At 65.0% G+C, this 14,458-nt stretch carries 12 protein-coding genes and 1 tRNA gene; 9 read left to right on the top strand and 4 right to left on the bottom strand.

The window, feature by feature from the left end:
• Window positions 1–53: 53 nt before the first annotated feature.
• The 4 genes from ACLJPX_RS36530 to ACLJPX_RS36515 all read right to left on the bottom strand — a co-directional run bounded on the left by ACLJPX_RS36530 (window position 54) and on the right by ACLJPX_RS36515 (window position 6,656).
• Window positions 54–2,876: a PQQ-dependent sugar dehydrogenase gene (locus ACLJPX_RS36530; RefSeq protein ID WP_410604887.1), complete on the bottom strand. Its 2,823-nt coding sequence runs from the start codon at window positions 2,874–2,876 to the stop codon at window positions 54–56.
• Between the two features lie 462 nt (window positions 2,877–3,338).
• On the bottom strand, window positions 3,339–3,992 hold the full coding sequence (locus tag ACLJPX_RS36525; RefSeq protein ID WP_101611214.1) for a L,D-transpeptidase: 654 nt from the start codon (window positions 3,990–3,992) through the stop codon (window positions 3,339–3,341).
• Between the two features lie 117 nt (window positions 3,993–4,109).
• Window positions 4,110–4,994: a serine/threonine-protein kinase gene (locus ACLJPX_RS36520; protein ID WP_410604886.1), complete on the bottom strand. Its 885-nt coding sequence runs from the start codon at window positions 4,992–4,994 to the stop codon at window positions 4,110–4,112.
• Window positions 4,995–6,656 (bottom strand): N-6 DNA methylase, encoded by a 1,662-nt coding sequence (locus tag ACLJPX_RS36515; RefSeq protein WP_410604885.1) that lies wholly within the window; start codon window positions 6,654–6,656, stop codon window positions 4,995–4,997.
• A gap of 77 nt (window positions 6,657–6,733) precedes the next feature.
• On the opposite strand from ACLJPX_RS36515, the gene ACLJPX_RS36510 reads away from it, so the two are divergent.
• From ACLJPX_RS36510 to ACLJPX_RS36470, 9 genes are all read left to right on the top strand, one after another.
• Window positions 6,734–7,480, top strand: coding sequence for a PP2C family protein-serine/threonine phosphatase (locus tag ACLJPX_RS36510; RefSeq protein ID WP_410604884.1), 747 nt, complete (start codon window positions 6,734–6,736; stop codon window positions 7,478–7,480).
• Between the two features lie 72 nt (window positions 7,481–7,552).
• Window positions 7,553–7,640, top strand: a tRNA-Ser gene (locus ACLJPX_RS36505).
• 137 nt (window positions 7,641–7,777) lie between these two features.
• Window positions 7,778–8,038, top strand: a complete 261-nt coding sequence (locus tag ACLJPX_RS36500) for a hypothetical protein (protein ID WP_101611218.1) — start codon at window positions 7,778–7,780, stop codon at window positions 8,036–8,038.
• A gap of 3 nt (window positions 8,039–8,041) precedes the next feature.
• Window positions 8,042–8,287 (top strand): hypothetical protein, encoded by a 246-nt coding sequence (locus ACLJPX_RS36495; protein ID WP_101611219.1) that lies wholly within the window; start codon window positions 8,042–8,044, stop codon window positions 8,285–8,287.
• A gap of 15 nt (window positions 8,288–8,302) precedes the next feature.
• Window positions 8,303–11,044, top strand: coding sequence for an FtsK/SpoIIIE domain-containing protein (locus ACLJPX_RS36490; protein ID WP_410604883.1), 2,742 nt, complete (start codon window positions 8,303–8,305; stop codon window positions 11,042–11,044).
• Entirely contained in the window at window positions 11,037–11,408 is a 372-nt protein-coding gene (locus ACLJPX_RS36485; protein ID WP_101611221.1) for a hypothetical protein, read from the top strand. The genes ACLJPX_RS36490 and ACLJPX_RS36485 overlap by 8 nt, the downstream gene beginning before the upstream one ends.
• Window positions 11,409–11,558: 150 nt before the next feature.
• Window positions 11,559–12,428 carry a hypothetical protein gene (locus ACLJPX_RS36480; RefSeq protein ID WP_410604882.1) on the top strand — a complete coding sequence of 290 codons (870 nt, stop codon included), beginning with the start codon at window positions 11,559–11,561 and terminating at the stop codon, window positions 12,426–12,428.
• Between the two features lie 98 nt (window positions 12,429–12,526).
• Window positions 12,527–13,234: a hypothetical protein gene (locus ACLJPX_RS36475; protein ID WP_410604881.1), complete on the top strand. Its 708-nt coding sequence runs from the start codon at window positions 12,527–12,529 to the stop codon at window positions 13,232–13,234.
• Window positions 13,227–14,441 carry a DUF262 domain-containing protein gene (locus ACLJPX_RS36470; protein ID WP_410604880.1) on the top strand — a complete coding sequence of 405 codons (1,215 nt, stop codon included), beginning with the start codon at window positions 13,227–13,229 and terminating at the stop codon, window positions 14,439–14,441. Before ACLJPX_RS36475 ends, ACLJPX_RS36470 begins: the two co-directional genes overlap by 8 nt.
• Window positions 14,442–14,458: the final 17 nt, after the last annotated feature.

Genomic DNA, 14,458 nt, shown 5'->3' with positions numbered 1-14,458 from the left:
GACGGGGTCTAGGTGGACATTTCACACTTTCGAGTGGCTTTATCGAACTGTGATCACCACCGTCGGTCGATCACCTGCCCCGTGCTCCGGTTCCAGGTGATGTAGCCGGTCTGGAAGCTGTTCTGCCGTCCGATGGGGACGGTGAACTCGTCCGTCGCCGGGTAGCGCAGGTACGACCGCTCCCAGCCGAGCGCGGCCCAGCGCTGCCGGATCGCCCCGTAGATCGCGTGCGAGTCCGTCGCCATCGACCAGTAGACGGAGCCCGCCTTCGTGAAGTGGTTGAACCGGCCGGCGCCGTCCGGGGTCGCGGTCTCGTCCGTCGCCGGGTAGCCGAGTGGGCCTGCCTCCCAGCCGAGCGCCGCCCACCGGACGCGGATGCGGCCCCAGATCGCCTTGGCGTCGGTCTGCACCGTGTAGTAGATCGACGCGTTCTTGCTGAAGTGGTTGAACCGGCCGGTCCCGTCGGGGGCGGGGAGCTCGTCCGTCGTCGGGTAGCCCATCGGCCCGGCCTCCCAGCCCAGCGCGGCCCATTTGACCCTGATCCGCCCGTACACCGGATGCGCGCCCGTCGACGGTGTCCAGTAGAAGGAGGACTGCAGCGTGCCGGGCCGGTTCGGGAAGTGGTTGAACCGGCCGGCGCCGTCCGGGGTGGCGGTCTCGTCGGTCGCGGGTGGACCGAACTTCCCGTGCCCGCCGAGCGCGAGGTACTTCGCCAGGAGCTGGCCCTCGATCTGCTTCACGCCCGTCTCGGCGCTCCAGTAGAGCCTGCCGCCCGTGTACGGCCGATACCGCACGGGCCCGTCGACGACCTCCGGCCCGGTCGGCGCGCCGAGTCGTTGCCGCAGCGCGGGTTCCGCCTGGTAGCGCCGGTCGATCGGGGTGAGATAGGTCGCGGTCAGCGTCAGGTCGTGCGCCGGGACGGTGACGGCGACCGTCCGCGTGGTCCTGCCGTCGGACCAGTTCGCGAACGTCGCGACGCCGTCCGCGGCGACCTCCTCCGCCACGACCTCGAACGTCGCGCCCTCGGTCACCATCGCGGTGTTGACGCCGCCCTCCGCCGGGATGATCAGCGCGGCGGGGGTGTTGCCGGTCAACGTCAGCCGGTGTTCACGCGGTCTGGCCACATAGGTCCTGCTCGCGGTCACCCCGGCGCTGTCGGTCACCGTCGCGGTGATCTCGACCCGCGAGTCCTGATGGCCGGTGAAGGGCAAGGTGAGGACCGGGCCGCTGCCCGGCGAGCCGGGATGCGCGTGACAGGTCGCCTCCTCCGGACAGTGCCGGATCAGCGTGGTCCAGGTCACCGGCAGCACGCCGTCCTCCGCGTCGGTCGCCGTCGCGCCGACGACGACCGGTTCCCCGACCGCGAAGGTCCGCGCCCCGGGATCCGTCATCGCCGGTTCCGGCGAGTGGTTTCCCGGCACCACGGCGACGTCCGTGCCGCCGGTGGCGCCGAGCCGGTCGGTGACGGTCAGCCGTGCGGTGGCCCTCACCAGGCCCGCCGCGTAGGTATGGGTCACCAGGGCGCCGGTCTGGCTCGTGCCGTCCCCGAAGTCCCAGTGATGGGTCAGCGGGTCGCCGTCGAAGTCGTAGGAACCGGTGCCGTCGAAGGTCACCGTCCTCGTCGACGGCTCGGTGCCCGACGTCGCCACCGCGACCGGTTCCGCGTTCGTGCCCGGATAGCTGAGCCGCCGCAGGTTCCCGCTGTAGATGTCGGCGTACACGAGGTCGCCGTTGGCCGCGGCCGCGAACTTGACCGGACCGCCGACACCGGTGAACTTCGGCGGCCGTTGAGGCGCCTGGACGAGCCTGCCCCGACTGTCGTAGGTCATCGTCCAGATCTTCTGCGTGACGTAGTCGCCGAAGAAGAACGCGCCCCGGTATTCGTCCGGATAGGACGATCCACTGTAGACGATCCCGGCGGTCACGCTGTTTCCTTCGTCCACCCCGGAACCGTGGTGGTAGGCGGTGATCGGCGGAGTGTTGACGACACCGGCGCAGCCCGCGAGCCCGGCGTACCCCGGCGTCGGGACGTTCGCCTCCCAGCACGGCCAGCCGTGGTTCGCCCCCGGCCGCACGACGTTCACCTCTTCCCAGGTGTTCCAGCCGACGTCGCCGACGACCGGCAGGCCGAGACGCGGGTCGAGCGAGAACCGGAACGGGCTGCGGTAACCGCTGGAGAAGATCTTGGAGCGGTTCGCGTCCGGCGCCGCGGCGGAGTAGTACGGGTTGCCCGGCACACCGGCGCCGTCCGGAGTGACGTGAAGGATCTTGCCGTACAACTGATCGAGGTCCAGTGAACGCAGCGCGCCCGGATCCATCCTGGTGAAGTCGGCGGCGTCGCCGATCGAGATCCACACCGTCCCGTCGTCGGCCGCGATGAGCCCGGTGATGCCGTGGACGTCGTGGAAACCGGGAAGGTCGACGAGCACCCGCTCGGCCGTGAGGCCGGTGGGACCGTCCGCACCGGTCACCGTCCAGCGCGCCACCCGCATGGTGAACGCGCCACCGTCCGTGTCGAACGACCACGCGAGGTAGATCTGGCGCGACGTCGCGAAATCCGGGGCGACGGCGAGACCGACGAGGCCGAGATCGCCGTTGCCGTGCACGGGCAGTGTCGCGATCGTCCGCGTCTGGCCGGCGGTGGACACCCAGGCGACCTTGCCGCTCTTGCCGGTGCTGAGCACCGAACCGTCCGGCAGATAAGCGAAATCGGTCAGCTCGAAGGCGGCCTGACCGCTCGGCTGGTCACGGAGGACGAAGCCGGACGGCAGAGTGGGCGCTCCGGTCGCTTCCGGAGCGCCCACCCATCCCGGGAAAAGCAGGAGGGAAACAGACAGTGCGACGAGTGTGCGAGTGAGGACCCGGCTCCGGTTCATCGGCACTTCCCCATTTCCGGCGTGTCATGGCACGTCGCCGGGAGCGGGTCAGGCATTGCCGCCTGGAGCTTTCATTTATCTCAAAGCAACCGAACCGCAATGATCCGCGTGAGGTTCCTTCGGGTGCTGGAGGCTGATGGGGACTTTCCCCGCGTCACATGCGGTGAAGGGAGCCTTCGCCGCATGTGACGCGGGGAAGGCTCCCTTCACGTAGCAAGGGAGCGATCCAGACTGCCGGAGACGCGAGGGGTGTGTGGAAATAGGGACGTTCAGTGTCCCTATTTCCACACACCCCTCGCTCTGCGTACACCTCGCGCTGGTCAGCCCACGTCGAGCGGCCGACCACCACGGCACATCAGACCAACGACGTAGCGAGGGCGCGGGGCGGGTCTCCTCTTATTACGTGAAGGCCCCCTTCCCCACCCTCAGGGTAGGAAAGGGGGCCTTCACGGACAAAAAGGGTCAGGCCACGACCTGCACCACGTCGCCGCTCTGCAGCGTCGTGAAGTACTTCTGCGAAGCCGCCGCGGCCAGGTGGATGCAGCCGTGCGAGTACACCGAGAGGCTGCCGGTGTGGAACGCGATCCCCGGCAGGAAGAACACCGAGTTCGGCATCGGCGCGTCGAACTGCTTCGAGTGGTAGTTCTTGACCTTGGCCGAAACGTGGAAGACACCGGTCGGCGTCGCGTGCCCCTTCTTGCCGGGCAGCTGCTTGACCGGACCGTAGATGACCTTGCCGTCCTGCAGCAGCCACGTCTTCAGCGCGGAGAGGTCCACACAGGCGCTCACACCCGGCGAGGCCAGCGCGGCCTTGCAAGGCACGTCGGCGGCGTTCGCGGCGGGCTTGGCCGCCGGTTTCGGCGTGGGCTTCGGTGTCGGCTTGGGCTTCGACGACGTGGACGGCTTCGGCGCGGAACTGCTGCTGCTCGGCGTCCGGGAGGACGTGGTCGGCGCGGCGGAGGACGTCGATGGCACCGACGTGGTCGTCGTCCCGCCCACCGGATCGCCTTGCGCGACGGCGCCGCCACCGGGCGAGCCGCCCCCGGCGTCGCCGGAACACGCGGTCAACACCAGCGCGGTGGCCAGTGCGGTCACCCCCACCAGGAACTTCTTCACGACCCTTACCCCCGATTGTCCGTAGTGCGTCTGACATGGGTAAAGACGGAGCTCACCCGTAAGGGGTTGTTGGCCGGAAGGTCACGATCCTGTCTCAAGGCCGCTGACCTGCGGAAATCAGGGAACTCGGCCGACGACCCGCGCGTACATCCGGCCCGGATTGGCGCCTTCGTCCAGATATCCGGGCAGCGGCGGCAGGTCCCGCGCGAACACGGCCAACCGTCCGAACAGCTCGTTCGCGTCCGAGGGGCGGCGCTCCGGATCCTTCTCGAGCAGATCCGCGAGCAGGACGTTCAGTCCACCCGGGACACCGTCCACTTCGGCCGGACTCTCCTTGACCTGCTTCTCGAACACCGCGTACGCTGTCGGGCCGGTGAACAGCTGCCTGCCGGTCAGCATTTCGTGCAGGACACAGCCCAGCGCGTACAGATCGCTGCGCGGCCCGGCGATCCCGCGCTGGATCTGCTCGGGCGCCATGTACGCGGGCGTGCCCAGGATCTGCCCCGCGCGGGTGAACTGGGCGACGTCGGTCTCGCGCAGCATCGCGAGCCCGAAGTCGAGCACCTTCACACTGCCGTCGGGACACAGCATCAGGTTGGTGGGCTTGAGATCGCGGTGACAGATGGAGAGCGCGTGCGCGGCGGACAGCACGGCGCACGCCTGCGCCGCGATCGCGGCCGCCCACGGCACCGGCAGCGGACCGTGTTCGGCGGCGAGATCGGCGACGGTCACGCCCTCGATGAACTGCATGACCTGGAACAACCGCTCGTCGTAGGTGCCGAAGTCGTACAGCGTCGGCGCACCCGCGTGTTCCAGGGTGGCGAGGATCCGTGCCTCGCGGATGAACCTCTGTTCGAGTTCGGCGTCCGGACCACCGGGGAGCCCGAGGAACTTCACCGCCACGCGGCGGCCGAGATGCCGGTCGTGGCCCGCGTAGACCGCGCCCATCCCACCCCGGCCGAGCGGCAGCTCGTCGAGTTCGTAGCGGTCCGCGATCAGCACTTAGTTCCCTGGCCTCAGTTGACCTTCCGTTAGCCCTGCCAAGCCTAGCCTCACCAGCTCCAGGCCCGATTCCGCCGCCTCGCGCAGGGCGTCCTCGAAGGCGGCGAGCCGGGTGAACGCCTCCCCGTGGGCACGTTGCGTTTCGATCGGCAGCCGCGGGATCCGGGTGCGCTTGAGGTCGATCCTGGTCGACGAGGTCGGCGCGATCTGCCCGGCCGCGCGCAGGCAGCCGGCGAGGAACGCGGCGTCCAGTCGTTCGGGATCGGTGCGGTACTTCGACATCGGCGACTCCACCGCGACCGGTGCTCCACTGTGGACATACGCGGGCACGGCGGGCGACGCGACGACGTCCCCCTCCTCCACCGATTCCGGCACCGTGAGCACTCCGGACTTCAGCAGTTCGCCGATCGTGGTGAACTGCGGGTTCTCATCGGCCACCGCCAGTGACGGCGGTTCCGGCCGGATCCCCTCGAAATGCTTCCGGACTTCGAGGAACGCCTCGCCCACGTGTTCGTCCCGCGCCTGATGCCGGGCAGGGGAAAGGTCGATCTCCTCGTCGAGCAGGTCGATGATCCGGACCGCGCCCGGCACCTCGGCGCCGCGCAGGTGCTCCCGCCACTGTTCCTCCACAGTGGACGGATCGGCCAGCAGGAGCAACCGGGACGGCGGCCGCTCGCCGGGCTCCGGGCGCCGCAGCAGCCAGAGGTCCGCGCCGCCGACCGTCACCACCGCGCGCAAAGCCCCGGCCCGCAACAGGTTCCCGCGGATCCGGCGGCCGGTCCGGCGCCCGGCGGCGGCGGGCGGCATGCGGATCGCGACCAGCCCGCCGGGTTTGACGTGCGCGAGACAGTGCTGGACCCACGCCAGTTCCGGTTCGCCGCGCGGCGGCTGGCCGTACTCCCAGCGCGGGTCGCCGACGAGTTCGTCGTGACCCCATTCCCGGTCGTTGAACGGTGGATCGCAGACGACGGTGTCCGCGAGAAGTCCTTCGTAGGAGTCCATCGGCAGGGCGTCCGCGCCGTACATCTCCATGTCCGCGCCCGCGAGCAGCAGCCGGTGCGCCGCGATGCACGAGATCGCCGGATCGTCGGTCTGCCCGAGCAGCCGGGTGCCGCCCGAGGCGAGCAACAGCGTCCCGAGCCCGCACGCGGGATCGAGCACGACGCCGGGTTCGGGACCGATGAGCCGGGACATCAACGCGGCCACCGGTTCCGGCGTGACGGACAGCTGGCGGGAGTGCGCCTCGACGTAGCGTTCGCACAGGAACTCGAAGGCCTCGCGCGCCCCCACCTCGACGGCGAAGCGGTCCAGGAGTTCGAGCAACTCGGGATCGTCGTAGCGGGGCGAAAAATCCCACTCCTCCCCGGAGGCCCGCCGCGACAGGAACGTGCCCACCCTGCCGACCCGCGAGCTCAGCCACAGGTCGTCGCCGAGGTTCCGCAGCCGTTGCCAGATCCGGTCCCCGAGCGACAGCTCGAACGGCTTCCCGCGCTCACGCAGCCAGTTTTCGACGTCGAGCAGCGAAAAGAGGGGGCTCGACGCCGTCCCGCCGACGGGCGGCGGAAAATCTCCGTACCGTCGACGCCAGTTGCTCACCGCGGCGCGGCCGACGCCGGCGATGTGCGCGATGTCCGCCGCGCTGACGGTGGCTTGCTCCTCCATCGGCGCATCGTAACCGAAAGCTGACCATTCCAGACCTATGTTTGTGAACTCAGTACACAACTGCTTTACTGGGTCACATGACGTACACCCTTCGGTACGCCGCCGGCTCGGACGTCGGGCGACGCCGTCAGGTCAACCAGGACTCGCTCTACACCAGCGCCCGGATGCTGGCGGTCGCCGACGGCATCGGCGGCCAGCCGCACGGCGAGGTCGCGAGCGCCGAAGCGGTCGGCGTCCTGTCCCGGCTCGACGCGGACCTCAGCGGCTTCGACCTCGCGGACGTCGACCTGATCGAGGTCCTCTCCGGCGGTGTCCGCGCGATCGACGACCGGCTGATCGCGACGGCCGAGCGCGAACCGGAGACCCGCGGCATGGGCACCACCCTGACCGCGCTGCTGTTCGACGGCGCCCATTTCGCCGCCGCGCACATCGGAGACTCCCGCGGGTATCTCCTGCGCGAAGGCACGCTTCAGCGCTTCACGCGCGATCACACGCTCGCGCAGGCCCTCGCGGACGACGGGCGCATCGACGCCTCGGAAGTCGAGGGGCACCCTCGCGGCTCACTGCTCATGAAGGCACTCCTGAGCACCGGAAGCGGCGAAGCGGACATCTGGACCTTCGACGCGGCCCCCGGCGACCGTCTTCTCCTGTGCTCGGATGGGTTAACGGCAACGGTTGTCGAAACCGTTATCAAGGACGTCCTCGGTGCCTTCCAAGATCCCGCCGAGACCGTCCCGAGGCTGATCCACCTGGCCAACGAAGGCGGCGGACCGGACAACATCACCTGCGTCGTAGCCGACGTTCTCACGCCCGCGCACCCGTGAGGCGTTCCGGCCGGAAAGGCAGGTCAGACCCACCTTCGAAAGGCCGGAAGGGCATCCGGTAAAGTTCCCCACGGAGGATTGGCCGAGCGGCCTAAGGCGCACGCTTGGAAAGCGTGTTGGGTTCACGCCCTCGCAGGTTCGAATCCTGTATCCTCCGCCATCAGCAAGGCCCCGGACGTTCCGACGTCCGGGGCCTTGTTGATTACACAGCAGGACCTTCACTTAACAGAGTCAGTTGATCACGCTAAGTTTAGACGTGGTCGTTCCAGCCCCCGACGTCCCAAGGAGTCCGCCAAAATGGCCGGAGTCGAAGAGATCCGCGCTGGTATCGCGCTCGCGAACGAGAAGGCATCTGCGAGCATCGCCGCACTTCAGCAGGCAGCGCAGTCTCTTGAAGAAGCCCAGCTTTCCCTTTCACAGGCCACCCAGGGCAGCACCCAGCACGAGGTGAGCCAGGCACAGGGGCTTCTCGCCGAGGCCCTGCAGGGCATCACCGGCATGCAGAGCACCATCCAGGCGGGCATTTCGTCGGCCGAGTCGTACTCGACCCGCCTCTAAACCATGTACCTCGAAGAACTGCATCAGCTGCTGACGGCCGTCCAAACCGGCCTCGCCGACGGACGTGCCCATGCCGAGCGGGCCCGAAGCCTGCTGGAGGAGTCCCGGCGCGCCCTGGTCGAACCGCAGGCCCAAGCCGTGCCATGGGTGCCGCCGCAGCTGGCGCAGGCCGACGAGGGCCTGGAAAATCTCCTGACGCGCCTTTCCGCCGCTGACGACCTGGTCAGCGGTTACCAATCACGCCTCTGAGATCGGCGAGCCGGTATGGGCAGCAAAGCGAGTGAACAGCGCAATCGCGTCGTTACGGCGCTGGAGCGAGTCCGTCACCAGATCGGGCTCGTCCTCGGCGCCGCCGCCGGTGCCCGCCAGGCCGCCGAGGCGGAGCTGGCCAAGCTGGAGCTGGAACAGCGCATAGTCCGGGTGGGGATGAACAACTCCACTTCGGACCAGTACGCCGAGTGGTCACAGCATCCCGCCGCGAACGAGGTGTTCGGCATGCTCGGCAGCGTGCGCGGCCAGTTCTACGCGGACTGGGAAGCCGGGCCGGGCGCCCTGCGCGACCTGGTCACGAACAACGCGCCGGGTCCCGCCGGTCAGCAGCCGGGCAACTGGCTCGGCCGCGTCGGCGGGAACCCCGGCATCACCGCGCCGGGCCTGTGGCGCGTCGGCTCGGCGACCGTGCCGGGCCAGGACATCCAACGGACTTTCGACGTCGCGATACCCCTGCTCGACGAGTCGCATCTGTCCATCAGGTCGGCGCCGAAGACCAGGGCCGCCGTGGACGGCATCGTGCAGAACCTGCTGATGCGAGTGCTGAGCACGTTCGAACCCGGCGCGGTGCGCGTCCACCTGTGGGACGTCGGGCAGCTGACCGCGATCCTGCCCGACCTCTACCCGCTGAGCCGCACGAGCGCGCTCACGCTGTACGACCCGGGGCGGCTCGAGGACCTCCTCGACGAACTGGCCGGGCACATCCGCCGCATCCACGCGACCGGGATGCAGGCGGGGCACACGTCGCTGCGGGAAATCCGGCGGGCGAGCGGACAGCGCGTCGAACCGTTCCGCGTCGCGGTGCTCTACGGCAACGGGGAGACCCTCGAACCGGAGCGGGCCCGCGAGCTGAAACGCGTCGCCACCGGGGCGCTCGCGGCCGGGATCTGCCTGATCCTGATCGACGTGCCGACCATGCTGTCGACGTCGGTCGAATCGCTGAGCCTGACCGACGACCGGCACGCGATCAGCAGCATGACCGGCCCCGACCTGATCGTCGACCTCGACCCGCCGATGCCGTCCGGGCAGGTCATCCGGGCCGCCGGGCGGATCGCCGAGGCCCTGATCGCCAAACAGGGCGGTCCCCGCGCGTTCGCCGATCTGCTGCCCACCGAACTGGGCAAGGAGAGTTCGGCGCGGGAGCTGCGGGCGCCGGTCGGCTTCTTCGAGGGCGAGGCGGTGGAGGTCGTCATCGGCGACGCCAGCCCGCACGTGCTCATCGGCGGGCCGAGTGGTTCGGGGAAGACGAACTTCCTGTACTCGCTGCTCGGCAGCTTCGCGGCGCGGTACTCGCCGGACGAGCTCGCGCTGTACCTGCTGGACTTCAAGGAAGGCGTGTCGTTCGCCGGGCTCGCGCCGGGACGGCGGGACGCCAGCTGGCTGCCGCACGCCAAGCTCATCGGGGTCAACGTCAACACCGACCGCGAGTTCGGCCTGGCGCTGCTGCGCTACCTCGCCGACGAGCTGCGGCGCCGGTCCGCCGCGGCGAAACTGCACGAGGTCACCAACCTCGCGGACCTGCGCGAGCAGGACCCCGGCGGGCACTGGCCCCGGATCGTCGCGGTGATCGACGAGTTCCAGTACCTGTTCGCCGGCCGCGACGGCGTGACGGCGACCGCGACCCAGCTGCTGGAGGACATCGCGCGGCGAGGCCGCTCCCAGGGCATCCACCTGGTGCTGGCGAGCCAGGACGTCGCCGGGATCGAGGCGTTCTGGGGCAAGCCAGCGGTGTTCGAGCAGTGCACGCTGCGGATCGCGATGCCGAAGGCGCGGCGCGTGCTCTCCGAGACCAACAACGCGGCGGTCTCGGCGCCGAAGTGGCATGCGGTGATCAACCACGATTCCGGTGTGGCGCACGGGAACCAGCTCGCCCACGTCCCGGACGCGAGCAGCAAGGACGTCTTCGTCAAGCTGCAGCACCGGTTGTGGGAGCGGTACTCGGAGTCGTTCAAACGGCCGCGGCTGTTCGACGGGGCGCATTCCCCGGTGCTGGAACAGTTCCCGGCTTTCAACGATCTGAAGCCCACGAAGAAGCCGCGAGCGCTGCTCGGTCAGTCCATCGACGTCGACGAAGCCGCCTGCGGGGTCGAACTGCCGAAGGCGCCGGGACGGAACGTCGCGGTCTTGGGCGCCGCGACGGCGGAAGCACTGTCCATCATGGACTCCGCCGCACGTTCCTTGGCTCGCCAGCATCACGACGGCGCGGTGGAGTTCGTGCTCTCGTGCCCCATCGAAGCGTCCTACCCGGCGGTGTCCGAGTTGGCCGAGCGCTTGCGCGCGGAGGGCCACGAGGCGACACTGGTCGACGATTTGCCCGGCCGGGTAATCGATATCGCAGAAAATTTGTCCTCTTTGGACAAAGCTCACGTGCTCCTGCTTTACGGCGTCGACGCCTCGATCCCCGCGCTGGAGGCCAAGGCGCCCGGCCAGCTCAAGAGCGGCTTGGACCAGCTGCGGGTGCTGCTGAAGCAGGGTCCGGGGCACGGCGTCCACACCATCGGCTGGTGGCGCAGCATCGCGCGGCTGAAGGACACGCTCGGTTTCGCGGGCACCGACGACATCGGCAGTTGGGCCGCCCTGGACGTCCAGGGCAACGAACTGTCGCCGTTCGCCGCGGGGCAGGTCGTGCACTGGTCGCCGCGACCGGGTCGCGCGCTGTTCTTCGACCGCACCACCCACGGCGCCCCCGAGGTGATCATCCCGTTCCAGCGTCCGGAAGGGCTTCTCGATGGATGACGGCATCACCGCGGCCATGCGGTACAAGGAGATCGTCGGCCTCGCGCGTGCCTCGGCGGAGAACCTCCGAGGCTGGGAGGTCGCCCGCGCGGACGAACTGGAAGCCCGCCTCGCCGAGGCGCACCAGTCCGTCGCGGACGCCGCCGAACGCGAGCAGCGCGCGGTCGACAGGGCTTCCCGGTGGTGGAAGATGGCCCAGCACAACGTCGAGGGTCTCACCTGGCTGCCGGACGACGAAGACCCGCAGCCGGTGCCGACCGCGCGGGCCGGGTACCTGGAGAAGTACCTGGAAGAGGTCAAGCCGAGCTACCAGGAACTCGTGCAGGCCGTCCTTTCCCTGGGATGGCGCGCGAAACGCTCCTAGTTTCTTCGACGCAAGCCGAAGCGATCACAACAGCAACTGACTACTATTGATGACAGAACTTATCCCTGAACGGGTGAACTTCTCGTCGTCACGTCTCGATTCCGAGAGTCGTTACCAGCCAGTCGCCTGCACGACCGCAACAATCTACATGTGAACGAAAAGTCAAATGAGGGTTCGACGGAGGACCCTCGAGCCGATCAATATGGACATGTCGTTGCGGTAACTCCCGCAATGGCGAAGGCATGGCTCGCAAATATGGCAACAAATCGCCGAATTAGCGCAAAGCGCGTTAAGCACTACGCAAGACTGATGACCAATGGCGACTTTCACTTAAATGGTGAAACAATTAAGATCGATGAAAATGGGAAACTTATCGACGGACAGCACCGCTGTGCGGCGATAGTTGCACATGGACAGCCAGTCAAAATATATGTTGTATTCAATGTTTCACGGTCGTCCATTGCCACGATTGATATCGGCAGGGCTCGATCACTGGGAGATCAGCTTCGCGTGGCGTACAACTACACCAACACCGGAGATCTGAGCACCATCATACGCTTAATCTTCGAATGGAATGAGACCGGATGGATATCTCACGTCTCATTCCGCCAGGTAGACCCACTTGAAGTGCACGAATACTTGCTATCAAACCCTGAAGCCAATGATTTAACCAAGGTTGCCGCTAGGTTCGGCAACGAAGAAGTCAGCGCACTCATGAAGCGAAACAATTGCGCCTTTTTAATGTGGCTCTTTTCCCGCATCGACCCAGATGATGCCAAGAGATTCCTCTATAATCTTGTGCACTGCATTTCCGAATACGAAAACGATCCGTGTTTGGTCCTACGTCGACAGCTCCTTCGGATGCGCAATGATCGCTACGGCCACACTAAGAGGAACATCGTCATAGGCATGACAATTCAATCCTGGAACAAGTGGCGTGAGCGAAAGCCCGTTAAGCTGATTCGAATGCCCGCATCGAGTCAGCCTTGGGATGTCGACACCTATCCTCAGCCGATTTAGCGTTCTAACGAGTTCTAGGTACGTGGCTTCTGTGAGCCAATAGTTCCACAGCGCCCTGAAACCACGTACCTAGCTTATCAATAAATAGCGGTGACTTATTGCCTTCAGATGAATTAGGTGCCAGTTTAACCCGCGCCGAAATCATGGGCTCCCTCTCCCATGCAATAAACCAAACAGAGTTTGGCGAATCCAGGTCTGGGCATCCTCAAACCACAAAGGATCTGCTCAGAACTATTATCCAACTCAGCCCGGAAACTTTCATCAATCGCCACGTGTTAGATAGAACACCCTGGATCTTTGAATCTCGAACCAAATATGCTGAATGGAAATTTCAACTCGCCTACGATCTAGATGTCGACCCACTGCCGATGTCCATCGTCGGCAGCGCTGGATTAGGCTTCAGCCTGTCTCCAGGAAAGAAATTCTCGGAATTTCACCAAGATTCAGACATCGACGTTGCCATAATTAGCAACAGGCATTTTGAAGAAGCATGGTTGCAACTTCGAAGCCTTGGCCCGCTAGATCGCTTGAAGCCAGGAAGCTCCGAAGCTGAGGTGCTCGATTGGCACAGGGGCCGCCTCATATTCGATGGGGCAATTGCAACGGACAAGATCCTCGGCATGCTTCCGTTCGGAGCAAAGTGGACAAGAGCCTTTTCACGAGCATCAAACCGCGAACCGACAACAGGACGCGAGATAAACGGGCGAATTTACCGAGACTGTCAGTCCTTGCGTGAATATCAAGTAAATAATTTGCGCAGAATCAGGACCAACTTGATATCCGCAGGAGAAAGTTTCAATGACTAACACAACTAGAGCAGTTGAATCAGGACATCCCCAGCAGTTCTTGGAGGTTGCACACCAGACTGTTTCTTGGTTCTGGGGGAGACTTCAAAACCAGGAACTGGATATGCGGCCTCCCTTCCAGAGGAATCCGGTCTGGCAAGATCGACAAAAGGCTTACCTAATTGATTCCATTTTGCGAGGGCTTCCTGTTCCCGAACTTTACCTTCAAACAACCGTGACCGGTAGCGGCGAGGAGATACACACGGTAGTAGACGGTCAGCAAAGAGTTCGCGCCTGTCTTGAGTTCATCTCCAACAAGTTTGCCCTCGGCGAAGAATCGGAGAACCTTGCCGGACTCAAATTCGATCAGCTCCCCGAGACTGAACGTCGCAGGATCTTCGAGTACAAGTTCGTAGTTCGAGCACTCCCCGGCCTCTCAACCGAGCTAATCCGAGACATCTTTACTCGACTGAACAGGAATAATATTGTACTTAACAAGCAAGAACTGCGACATGCAACATATTGGGGCGAGTTTATCACCTGCATGAAGAATCTTAGTCAGATTGACTTTTGGGTAAGCTCGGGAATATTCAGCTCCAACGACTTTCGCAGGATGATTGATGTTGAATACGTTAGCGAACTAGCTACCGGAATGCTTTTCGGGCCGCAAAACAAGAAGTCTAACTTAGACAAGTTTTACGCCGCCTTTGAAGAGGAATTTCCTGATCGAACTAGGGTTGAGCAGACATTTAACGCAGTACTCGGCGAGCTAGCTAAGCTACTTACGTGGCCGAATCGACTACGCTGGTCAAGGAAAGTTGACTTTTATTCACTATTTATTGTGCTGGCTGCCAGGGCTTCCGAAATTCCCTTTAATCGAGACGAGCGCGAAGAAATCTCAAAGAGGCTAGTTGAGTTCTCGTCTCAGGTAGACAGTCTGGTGTCAATGGTCGACAAAAAGCCTGCACGTGGCCTCGATTTGGATCCATCCATAACTTCGTACTCGCGTGCCATTCGCAATTCCAGCGACCTTAGCAGCAGGCGCACTCGACAGGTCGCTCTAGACTCCTACTTAAAGGGTAAACCTCTTTCTTTTGAGCCGGTTCCTGCCCGGAACATAGACCCGTTGCGCACACTCCCCACGGCCGAGATACTGATGGCAGGCGGCAGTGATCCAGAGAATCACATAGATGACGGTGAACCAGGACGCCTAGAACAGGGCTACTGACATCTTTGATGCGACTA

Source organism: Amycolatopsis sp. lyj-90 (assembly GCF_046549035.1).
Lineage (GTDB): Bacteria > Actinomycetota > Actinomycetes > Mycobacteriales > Pseudonocardiaceae > Amycolatopsis.
Note: the sequence above shows the minus strand (reverse complement) of the source record. Positions and strands in the feature narration are given on the sequence as shown.

Bases quoted from the DNA above. Each gene is read 5' to 3' on its own strand.
- ACLJPX_RS36490 (WP_410604883.1), top strand. From the start codon at position 8,303: ATGGGCAGCAAAGCGAGTGAACAGCGCAATCGCGTCGTTACGGCGCTG.
- ACLJPX_RS36500 (WP_101611218.1), top strand. From the start codon at position 7,778: ATGGCCGGAGTCGAAGAGATCCGCGCTGGTATCGCGCTCGCGAACGAG.
- ACLJPX_RS36510 (WP_410604884.1), top strand. From the start codon at position 6,734: ATGACGTACACCCTTCGGTACGCCGCCGGCTCGGACGTCGGGCGACGC.
- ACLJPX_RS36530 (WP_410604887.1), bottom strand. From the start codon at position 2,876: ATGAACCGGAGCCGGGTCCTCACTCGCACACTCGTCGCACTGTCTGTT.
- ACLJPX_RS36485 (WP_101611221.1), top strand. From the start codon at position 11,037: ATGGATGACGGCATCACCGCGGCCATGCGGTACAAGGAGATCGTCGGC.
- ACLJPX_RS36495 (WP_101611219.1), top strand. From the start codon at position 8,042: ATGTACCTCGAAGAACTGCATCAGCTGCTGACGGCCGTCCAAACCGGC.
- ACLJPX_RS36515 (WP_410604885.1), bottom strand. From the start codon at position 6,656: ATGGAGGAGCAAGCCACCGTCAGCGCGGCGGACATCGCGCACATCGCC.
- ACLJPX_RS36470 (WP_410604880.1), top strand. From the start codon at position 13,227: ATGACTAACACAACTAGAGCAGTTGAATCAGGACATCCCCAGCAGTTC.